At 65.1% G+C, this 9,791-nt stretch carries 8 protein-coding genes; 6 read left to right on the top strand and 2 right to left on the bottom strand.

The window, feature by feature from the left end; all coding sequences use genetic code 11:
• The first annotated feature begins 388 nt into the window (after positions 1 to 388).
• Genes J5J86_RS11405 through lpdA form a run of 5 tightly spaced genes read left to right on the top strand, consistent with a single transcriptional unit; the run spans position 389 to position 7,516 of the window.
• The gene (locus J5J86_RS11405; protein WP_209105054.1) at positions 389 to 3,340 is read left to right on the top strand and encodes a 2-oxoglutarate dehydrogenase E1 component; all 2,952 of its coding nucleotides are present in this window, start codon (positions 389 to 391) and stop codon (positions 3,338 to 3,340) included.
• A 10-nt stretch (positions 3,341 to 3,350) separates the two neighbouring features.
• Positions 3,351 to 3,653: a YciI family protein gene (locus tag J5J86_RS11400; RefSeq protein ID WP_209105053.1), complete on the top strand. Its 303-nt coding sequence runs from the start codon at positions 3,351 to 3,353 to the stop codon at positions 3,651 to 3,653.
• A 49-nt stretch (positions 3,654 to 3,702) separates the two neighbouring features.
• Positions 3,703 to 4,929 carry a 2-oxoglutarate dehydrogenase complex dihydrolipoyllysine-residue succinyltransferase gene (odhB, locus tag J5J86_RS11395; RefSeq protein ID WP_209105052.1) on the top strand — a complete coding sequence of 409 codons (1,227 nt, stop codon included), beginning with the start codon at positions 3,703 to 3,705 and terminating at the stop codon, positions 4,927 to 4,929.
• Positions 4,930 to 4,970: 41 nt separating this feature from the next.
• Positions 4,971 to 6,113 carry a hypothetical protein gene (locus J5J86_RS11390; RefSeq protein ID WP_209105051.1) on the top strand — a complete coding sequence of 381 codons (1,143 nt, stop codon included), beginning with the start codon at positions 4,971 to 4,973 and terminating at the stop codon, positions 6,111 to 6,113.
• Positions 6,110 to 7,516, top strand: a complete 1,407-nt coding sequence (gene lpdA, locus J5J86_RS11385) for a dihydrolipoyl dehydrogenase (RefSeq protein WP_209105050.1) — start codon at positions 6,110 to 6,112, stop codon at positions 7,514 to 7,516. The genes J5J86_RS11390 and lpdA overlap by 4 nt, the downstream gene beginning before the upstream one ends.
• Before the next feature lie 81 nt (positions 7,517 to 7,597).
• Here lpdA and J5J86_RS11380 read toward each other — a convergent pair whose 3' ends face one another.
• Positions 7,598 to 8,008: a VOC family protein gene (locus J5J86_RS11380; protein ID WP_209105049.1), complete on the bottom strand. Its 411-nt coding sequence runs from the start codon at positions 8,006 to 8,008 to the stop codon at positions 7,598 to 7,600.
• Between the two features lie 74 nt (positions 8,009 to 8,082).
• On the opposite strand from J5J86_RS11380, the gene J5J86_RS11375 reads away from it, so the two are divergent.
• Positions 8,083 to 8,652: a hypothetical protein gene (locus J5J86_RS11375; protein ID WP_209105048.1), complete on the top strand. Its 570-nt coding sequence runs from the start codon at positions 8,083 to 8,085 to the stop codon at positions 8,650 to 8,652.
• A gap of 6 nt (positions 8,653 to 8,658) precedes the next feature.
• Here the strand turns inward: J5J86_RS11375 and J5J86_RS11370 are convergent, their stop codons facing one another.
• On the bottom strand, positions 8,659 to 9,660 hold the full coding sequence (locus J5J86_RS11370) for a tyrosine recombinase XerC (RefSeq protein ID WP_209105047.1): 1,002 nt from the start codon (positions 9,658 to 9,660) through the stop codon (positions 8,659 to 8,661).
• Positions 9,661 to 9,791: the final 131 nt, after the last annotated feature.

The raw sequence follows: 9,791 nt of genomic DNA, 5'->3' as shown, positions 1-9,791 counted from the left end.
ACAAGATCGCGGCGATGGAAGAAGCGGGCATCCGCGTCTCTCCCTCCCCGGCGCGCCTCGGGAAGACCCTCGTCGAGGTGCTGAAGGGCTGATGAACCTGACGGGCCGGAGCATCGCTTCGGCCCGTCAGCGTTCGGTCTGCCTGCAGGACAGGGCGGGAATGCAGCAAAAAGCGGGAAACTCCGCCGCTGGGTGCTTTCGTCCTCCTTGCGTCAGGGTTATGTACAACGTGCCGGCCCGCTGCCCGGGTTCAGCCCGGAAGGTCCGGCGGATGGGGGAAGATCTCCCCCGAATGCAATTTGTGCCAGTGGACGATCGTGGGGCTTCGTCGGGCCGCAATTGTGCGCCATAGACGAGGCCGTTCCCGATCCTCCTGGGATGGAAGCCCATGTCGCGCGCCGATCAGAATGATCAGTTTCTTGCCACCTCCTTCCTCTATGGCGCCAATGCGGCGTGGATCGAGGATCTCTATGCCCGGTACGAGGCCGATCCGTCGTCGGTCGATGCCCAGTGGCAGAGCTTCTTCTCCGCGCTGAAGGATGATCCGAACGAGGTCCGCAAGAATGCGGAAGGTGCCTCCTGGAAGAAGTCCGGCTGGCCGATCCATGCCAATGGCGAGCTCGTCTCCGCCATGGACGGCAACTGGATCGAAGTCGAGAAGAAGGTCTCCGATAAGGTCAAGGAGAAGGCCCAGAAGGCGGGCGTCGAATTCTCGGCCTCCGAGGTCCAGCAGGCCACCCGTGACAGCGTCAAGGCGCTGATGATGATCCGCGCCTATCGCATGCGCGGCCATCTGCATGCCGATCTTGATCCCCTGCACCTGACCCCGCCCCGCGAGGCGCCCGAGCTCGACCCGGCGTCCTATGGCTTCTACGAGGCCGATCTCGACCGCAAGATCTTCATCGACCACGTGCTGGGGCTTGAATTCGCCACCGTGCGCGAGATGCTGGCCATCCTGCGCCGCACCTATTGCCGCTCCATCGGCGTCGAGTTCATGCACATCTCCTCCCCCGAGGAGAAGGCGTGGATCCAGGAGCGCATCGAGGGCGTGGACAAGGAAGTGTCCTTCACCCGCGAGGGCAAGCGCGCCATCCTCAACAAGCTGGTGGAGGCCGAGGGCTTCGAGAAGTTCCTCGACGTCAAGTATACCGGAACCAAGCGCTTCGGCCTTGACGGCGGCGAGAGCCTGATCCCGGCGCTGGAACAGATCATCAAGCGTGGCGGCAATCTGGGCGTGAAGGAAATCGTGTTCGGCATGGCCCATCGCGGCCGCCTGAACTCCCTCACCCAGGTGATGGGCAAGCCCCACCGGGCCCTGTTCCACGAGTTCAAGGGCGGCTCCTGGGCCCCCGACGACGTGGAAGGCTCCGGCGACGTGAAGTACCACCTGGGCGCTTCGTCGGACCGCGAGTTCGACGGCAACAAGGTGCATCTGTCTCTCACCGCCAACCCCTCCCATCTGGAAATCGTCGATCCGGTGGTGCTCGGCAAGGCTCGCGCCAAGCAGGACCAGCTCAAGGACACCGAGCGCGTGCAGGTTCTGCCGCTGCTCATCCACGGCGACGCGGCCTTCGCCGGCCAGGGCGTGGTGGCCGAATGCCTGGGCCTGTCCGGGCTGAAGGGTCACCGCACCGGCGGCTCACTGCACTTCATCATCAATAACCAGATCGGCTTCACCACCAATCCGCGCTATTCGCGCTCCTCGCCCTATCCCTCCGACGTGGCGAAGATGATCGAGGCGCCGATCTTCCATGTGAATGGCGACGATCCGGAGGCGGTCACCTTCTGCGCCAAGGTGGCGATCGAGTTCCGGCAGCGCTTCCATAAGCCTGTCGTCATCGACATGTTCTGCTACCGCCGCTTCGGCCACAATGAGGGCGATGAGCCGGCGTTCACGCAGCCGCACATGTACAAGGTCATCCGCGAGCATCCCTCCGTGCTCGAGCTCTATTCCAAGAAGCTCGAGACCGAAGGCGTGATCGATGCGGGCGAGCTGGACAAGATGCGCGCCGCCTGGCGCGACCATCTGGAAGGCGAGTATGAGGCCGGCCAGGCCTACAAGCCCAACAAGGCCGACTGGCTGGACGGCCGCTGGGCCGGCTTCCGCCCCGCCCACGAGGATGATGATCCGCGCCGGGGCGACACCGGCGTGGACATGGAGAAGCTGAAGGCCATTGGCGAGAAGATCACCAAGGTGCCCGAGGGCTTCAATGTCCACCGCACCATCCAGCGCTTCCTGGACAATCGCCGCAAGGCGATCGAGGACGGTGCCGGCATCGACTGGGCGACCGGCGAGGCCCTGGCCTTCTGCACCCTGCTGGAAGAAGGCCGCCCCGTGCGCCTCTCCGGCCAGGATTGCGAACGCGGCACCTTCTCGCAGCGCCATTCCGTGCTCACCGACCAGGTGACCGAGGCCCGCTACAAGCCCTTCAACCATCTGGGCGAGGGCCAGGCCAAGTACGAGGTCATCAATTCGATGCTCTCGGAAGAGGCGGTGCTGGGTTTTGAATATGGCTACACCCTCTCCGAGCCCAACACGTTGGTGCTCTGGGAAGCCCAGTTCGGCGACTTCGCCAACGGTGCGCAGGTGGTGTTCGACCAGTTCATCTCCTCGGCCGAGCGCAAGTGGCTGCGCATGTCCGGCCTCGTCTGCCTGCTGCCGCACGGCTATGAAGGCCAGGGGCCGGAGCACTCCTCCGCCCGTCTGGAGCGCTATCTCCAGATGTGCGCCGAAGACAACATGCAGGTGGCCAACTGCACCACGCCGGCCAACTACTTCCACATCCTGCGCCGGCAGATGAAGCGGGAATTCCGCAAGCCGCTCATCCTGATGACGCCCAAGTCCCTGCTGCGCCACAAGCGGGCCGTCTCGCGGCTCGACGAGATGGCGGCGGGCACCTCGTTCCACCGCGTGCTGCTGGACGACGCCCAGACCCGTTCTGGCGAGGCCATCACCCTGGTGCCGGACGACAAGATCCGGCGCGTGGTGCTGTGCACCGGCAAGGTCTATTACGACCTCTATGAGGAGCGCGAGAAGCGCGGCATCAACGACATCTACCTGTTGCGCGTCGAGCAGCTTTATCCGTTCCCGCTGAAGACGATGGTGCAGCTGCTCTCGCGCTTCAAGGGCGCCGAGGTGGTGTGGTGCCAGGAAGAGCCCAAGAACCAGGGCTCCTGGTTCTTTATCCAGCCTTATCTGGAATGGGTGCTGGACAATGTGGGCGGCGCTTCCAAGCGTCCCCGTTATGCCGGCCGCGCGGCGTCCGCCGCGACGGCCACGGGCCTGATGTCCAAGCATCTGGCGCAGCTGAAGGCCTTCTTGGAGGAGGCTCTGGGTTGAGGGGGCAGGGGTGGCTTTTTTCGCGATGCGGCTGCGCGCTCCGCGCGTGACCTTTCCGTTCGATGCCACCCCTGAGGAAATGGCGCTGATGCAGTTGCACGGCGCCTATTGGCACGACAAGGCACAGGCCGGCATCGCCATCGTGGTGGGGCCGGTCATGGACCCCGCCGGGCCCTTCGGGCTGGCGGTGGTGGAAGTTGAGGACGAGGCCGGCGCGCGGGCCCTGGGGCTTGCGGATCCGGCGGTGGCGGCGGATGTGGGCTTCGCCTACGAGGTGATGTCCATGCCGTCGCTGATCTTGCGTCGGTCCTGATCCGGCGTGTGACGGGAAATCGAGGGAGGTCCCTGCGGGGACGAGACAGATGGCGACCGAAATCCGCGTGCCCACCCTGGGCGAGTCCGTTACCGAGGCCACCATCGGCAAGTGGTTCAAGAAGCCTGGCGACGCCGTGAAGGCGGACGAGCCCCTGGTGGAGCTTGAGACCGACAAGGTCACGGTGGAAGTGCCCGCACCCGCCGCCGGCGTCCTCTCCGAGATCATCGCCAAGGATGGCGAGACCGTCGGCGTCGGTGCGCTGCTGGGCGCCATTGCGGAAGGCGGAGCGGCTGCCGCTCCCGCCGCTCCCAAAGCAGAGGCTCCGAAGGCGGCTCCCGCTCCCGCTCCGGCGGCGCCCGCTGCGCCCGCCAAGGCGGCCCCTGGCGCCGAGAACGGCCCGGCCGTGTCGCGCCTCGCCGCCGAGAGCGGTGTGTCTCCGGCTGGCGTTGCCGGCTCCGGCAAGGATGGCCGTGTGACCAAGGGCGACATGCTGGCGGCCATCGCCTCCGGCGCTGCGGCCCCCGCGCCCGCGCCGGTCTCCGTGCCCCGCGTCGCCTCCGCGCCTGCGGATGCGGCCCGCGAGGAGCGGGTCAAGATGACCAAGCTGCGCCAGACCATTGCGCGCCGCCTGAAGGACGCCCAGAACACCGCCGCCATGCTCACCACGTTCAACGACGTGGACATGACCGCGGTCATGAGCCTGCGCGCCCAGTTCAAGGATGCCTTCGAGAAGAAGCATGGCACCAAGCTCGGCTTCATGGGCTTCTTCACCAAGGCGGTGATCGCCGCCCTGAAGGACCTGCCGGCGGTGAATGCCGAGATTGACGGCACCGACATCGTCTACAAGAACTACTACAATATCGGCATCGCGGTGGGCACCGAGAAGGGCCTCGTGGTGCCGGTGGTGCGTGACGCCGACCAGCTGACCGTGGCCGACATCGAGAAGACCATTGCCGGTTATGGCCGCAAGGCGCGCGACGGCAAGCTCGGCATCGAGGACATGCAGGGCGGCACCTTCACCATCACCAATGGCGGCATCTACGGCTCGCTGATGTCCACCCCCATCCTCAACGCGCCGCAGTCGGGCATCCTCGGCATGCACCGCATCGAGGAGCGCCCGGTGGCCATCAAGGGCCAGGTGGTGATCCGCCCGATGATGTACCTGGCGCTCTCCTACGACCACCGCATCGTCGACGGCCGCGAGGCCGTGACCTTCCTGGTGCGCGTGAAGGAGACCCTGGAGGATCCGGCGCGCCTCGTGCTCGACCTGTGATGTAGCTAACCTCTGAAGATGGAAGCTGCCGGGCAGGCCAGATGACGGAAAATCTGTTCTTTCTGGGTCCGGACAATGCGCCCAGGGTCATGATGCCCAGCGGCTTCCTCTCAGAGGCGGAGTTTCAGGGACTGCTGGAGCGTTATCCTGAACTCTTGACGGACAGCGACTTCGGCGAGGGTTCACCTCGCCGTTGGGTGCTTGTCAAGAGAGAGGCTGGGATCGCCGATCGCGAGGACGGCGGTGGCAGGTGGTCGCTGGACCACCTGTTTCTCGATCAGGCCGGCGTGCCGACGTTGCTGGAAGTCAAGCGCGCGACTGACACCCGTGCCCGCCGTGAAGTTGTGGCTCAAATGCTCGACTATGCCGCCAATTCTGTCTCGTGGTGGAGCATTGAGGACATTCGAAACTGGTTCATCGAGACCTCCCTGAAACGCAATGAAGATGCGAACGCGAGGCTTGCGGCCCTTCTCGATACGAGCGGTGTCGATGAGGAGAGATTCTGGCGCCAGGTTGAAGCTAACCTCCGTAGTGGTCGTATTCGGATGCTTTTCGTTGCCGATGAGATCGCGCCAGAGTTGCAGCGTATCGTCGAGTTTCTGAATGAGCAGATGAACCCCGCAACTGTGGCGGCTCTTGAACTGCGGCTCTTCTCAGATGGTGTTGGTCGCATTCTTTCACCTCGGATTTTCGGCGCGACCCAACGTGCGCTTCAAAACAAGGCGACGGTTAAGGTCTCTCCAGCCGAAAGCGTTTCTGAATGGCTGAGCGCGCTCGACGTCGAAAATCGCCAGAAGGCCGAGATGTTCATTGCCGTCTCAGCGGAGACGGGCGGACGACCAGCCATAGCCAAAAAGAGCTTAGCCATTGAAGTCTCTTGTGACCGTAGGGACGGCACGCATGGTCCAGTTCGTCCGATCTACGTCCGTCAGAACGGGCGGTTCAGCGTTGCCTACGGTATGATGGGGCACTCAAGAGCACTAGAGAATCCCGCTGTCCGAGCAGATCTCGTGCAAGAATTGGCCACTCAGGGATTTGCCACTCGTTCGGTCAATCCGCCCGAAAGTGACACAGGTTATCCTATCCCGTCGCCCTCCGATGCGGAGGGCTGGTCTCGGGTGCGGACGATATTGACGATCATCAAGGATCGCCTCGAAACATCAGAGAACGGATCGAATTCATGAGCACCTACGATCTCATCGTCATCGGCACCGGCCCCGGCGGCTATGTGGCGGCCATTCGCGCCGCCCAGCTCGGCATGAAGGTGGCTGTGGTGGAAAAGCGCGGCACCCATGGCGGCACCTGCCTGAATGTGGGCTGCATCCCCTCCAAGGCGCTGCTGTTTGCCTCCGAGAAGTTCGAGGAAGCCGGCCACGTCTTCGCCTCCATGGGCATCGGCGTTCCCGCCCCGACCCTCGACCTGCCCACCATGCTTGGCTTCAAGGACAAGGGCGTGGACGGCAATGTGAAGGGCGTCGAGTTCCTTCTGAAGAAGAACAAGATCGACGCCTTCTTCGGCACCGGCAAGATCCTTGGCGCCGGCAAGGTGGAAGTGACGGCGAATGCCGACGGCGCCGTGCAGGTGCTGGAGACAAAGAACATCCTGATTGCCACCGGTTCCGACGTGGCGCAGCTGCCCGGCATCACCATCGATGAGAAGCGGGTGGTCTCCTCCACCGGCGCGCTCTCCCTGGACAAGGTGCCCGGTAAGCTCGTGGTGGTGGGCGCGGGCGTCATTGGCCTTGAGCTTGGCAGCGTGTGGCGTCGCCTGGGCGCAAAAGTGACGGTGGTTGAGTTCCTCGACCGCATCCTGCCTGGCATGGATGGCGAGGTGGCCAAGTCGTTCCAGCGCATCCTTGGCAAGCAGGGCTTCCAGTTCAAGCTGGGCACCAAGGTGACCGGAATCGATACCTCCGGCGAGACGCTGAAGGTGTCGGTGGAGCCCGCCGCTGGCGGCGCCGCCGAAACGCTGGACGCCGACGTGGTGCTGGTGGCCATCGGCCGCGTGGCCTACACCGCCGGCCTCGGCCTCGCCGAGATCGGGGTCGAGACTGACAAGCGCGGCCGCGTGGTGGTGGACGGCCACTTCAAGTCCACCGTCGATGGCATCTATGCCATTGGCGACGTGATCGCTGGTCCCATGCTCGCCCACAAGGCGGAGGACGAGGGCGTCGCGGTGGCCGAACTGCTGGCTGGCAAGGCGGGACACGTGAATTACGACGTCATTCCCGGCGTCGTCTACACGTTCCCGGAGGTCGCTTCCGTCGGCAAGACCGAGGAAGAACTGAAGGAGGCCGGCGTCGCCTACAATGTGGGCAAGTTCCCCTTCACCGCCAATGGCCGCACCAAGGTGAACAACACCACGGACGGCTTTGTGAAGATCCTGGCGGATGCCGCCACCGACAAGGTTCTGGGCGCTCACATCATCGGCCCCGAGGCCGGCGAGATGATCCACGAATGCGCGGTGCTGATGGAGTTTGGCGGCTCGTCCGAGGATCTCGCCCGCACCTGCCATGCCCATCCGACCCGCTCGGAAGCGGTCAAGGAAGCCGCCATGGCGGTGGAGAAGCGCGCCATCCATATGTGACGAGCACGCCGCGGGGCGTCTGTCTCGCGGCATCGCCCGTGTTTGAACGGCCCCGCCGGCCTCCGGTGGGGCCGTTCATGTTTAATCGGGACGATAGGTGACCGCCTCGATCCGCCATCCATCCAGGTCCAGCAGGAAAGCGGCGTAATAAGTGGGTCCATAGGCTGGCCGCAGGCCAGGAGCACCATTGTCCCTGCCGCCGGCCGCAAGGCCTGCGGCGTGAAAGGCGTGCACGGCGGCCCGGTCTTTCGCCCGGAAGCACAGATGAAAGCCGGGCGGACAGACGATGTCGGCGCCCTTGCGTTCCTCAAGCCAGAAGGCGGCATTGTCGGTGGCGTCGGCGGCACCGGAATAGTCATAGCCAGCGGAGGCGGTGCCGGTGGGCTCGTCGAACGTCATCACCCGCACCATGCCCAGCGGCGCCAGAACCCGGTCATAAAAGGACGTGGCACGGGCGAGGTCGCGGACGCCCAGCGACATATGATCGAACATGGCCATATTCCCCGGCTTTTATCCCGCGCTCGGGATTGGACCTTTCTCCCACCTCCGAGGCAACATGAGTTTCCATGCCTGACGACACTCCCCACGGGCCTGCGCCGCGTCGCCGGTATCGCCCGGTCCTCATTCTCCTGGCCTTCCTGTTCCTGGTGGAAGCCTGGCTCTGGGGCCACATGGCGCCCGTGGTGCGGTGGATCGCCGATCTCATTCCTTTCGAGCGCTTCAAGCATTGGGTGGCGGAGCGGGCCCGCCATTTGCCGCCTTATGCGGCGCTCGCGCTCTTCCTGTCACCCCTGCTCCTGCTGGAGCCGCTGGAAGGCATTGCGGTGTGGGCCTATGCCCACAAGCACTGGATCTTCGGCAGCCTCTGCCTGCTGGCGGTGAAGCTGATTGGCGTCGGTGTGATGGCGTTCCTGTTTGCCGCCTGCGAGCCGCAGTTGCTTTCCATCGGCTGGTTCGCGCGTCTCGTCGCCCTGTTCCTGAAAGTGAAAGTCTGGGCAGAGGCGGAGGTGGAGCCGGTCAAGGCCGCGCTGCGCCACTTGCGGGCGCGCGTCCTCGCGGAGTTCCAAGCCCATGGCGGCTTCGGACGCCGCATCGCGGCGCTGCGGCGGCGGATCTTTTCTCGCAACCGGGCCTGAGCGCCGTCACGCCCGGGGGTGGAAGGCGCGATAGGCCTCCATGAGGCGCGTCTCATCCAAGGCGGTGTAGATCTGCGTGGTGGATAGCGAGGCGTGGCCCAGCAATTCCTGGATGGCGCGCAATTCCCCGCCCCGTGCCAGCAAATGGGTGGCAAAGGAATGGCGCAGGGCGTGTGGTGTCGCGCTATCGGGCAGGCCGAGGGCTCCGCGCATGCGCTCCACCGCCTGCTGGATGATGCGGGGTGAAAGCGGCCCACCCCGTGCCCCCCGGAAGAGTGGGCCGTCCGGCGAGAGCGGAAACGGGCAGAGCGCCACATAGTCCGCGATGGCCTGGGCCACGGGCGCGATGAGGGGCACCATGCGCGTCTTGTTGCCCTTGCCGGTCACTGTGATCTGGCCGACTTCTCCGGTGGCGGGCAGCTTTCCCGCCGTCGGAACCTGGTTGGCGGTGAGGTTCAGCGCTTCGGAAATGCGAAGCCCCGCCCCATAGAGCAGGGCAATCACGGCCGCATCCCGCGCCAGCACCCAGTTTTCCCGCGCCTCGCCGGCACGGGTGGCCGGGTCTGCCAGCGCCTTCGCCGCATCGGGCGTCACGGGCTTGGGCAAGCCGCGCGGCACTTTGGGCGCCCGGACCGAAGACAAGGGCGCCACCTTGCCGAGCCCCTCCCGTTCCAGGTGCCTGGCAAAGGACCGCGCGGCGGCCAGCAGCCGCACCAGCGTGCGCGGCGCGCTGCCTTCGCTGCGCCGGGCGGCCAATACGGCGCGCACATCCGCCGGCTTCAGGGTGGCAAGGTCGGCCAAGGACGGGCGCCCGCCCAGGTGCTCGGTCAGGATGGTCAGCACCCGGGTGAGGTCGCGTGCGTAGGCCTCCCGCGTCTTGGGGGACAGGTGGCGCTCATGGGCGAGGCGCGCCAGCCAGCCTTCGGCAGCGGCGCCCACGTCCTGCTCGGTCACCGAAAGCAGCGCCCCTTGGGTCCGCCGCGCCTTGGTCTCGTCGCTGCTGGCCATGGGGTCTCCGTTCGCCCGACAAGATGCCGCTCCCGCTTCATGCGCGTCAAATCTCAAGGATCGCTAAATCCGGGGCAGGGGGGCTTGTCAAAAAGATATATCGAACGATATAAGTGGCGTCATGGTATCTA

Origin of the sequence: Aquabacter sp. L1I39 (genome assembly GCF_017742835.1) — a bacterium.
GTDB lineage: Bacteria > Pseudomonadota > Alphaproteobacteria > Rhizobiales > Xanthobacteraceae > L1I39.
This window is presented reverse-complemented; position numbering and strand designations above follow the sequence as displayed.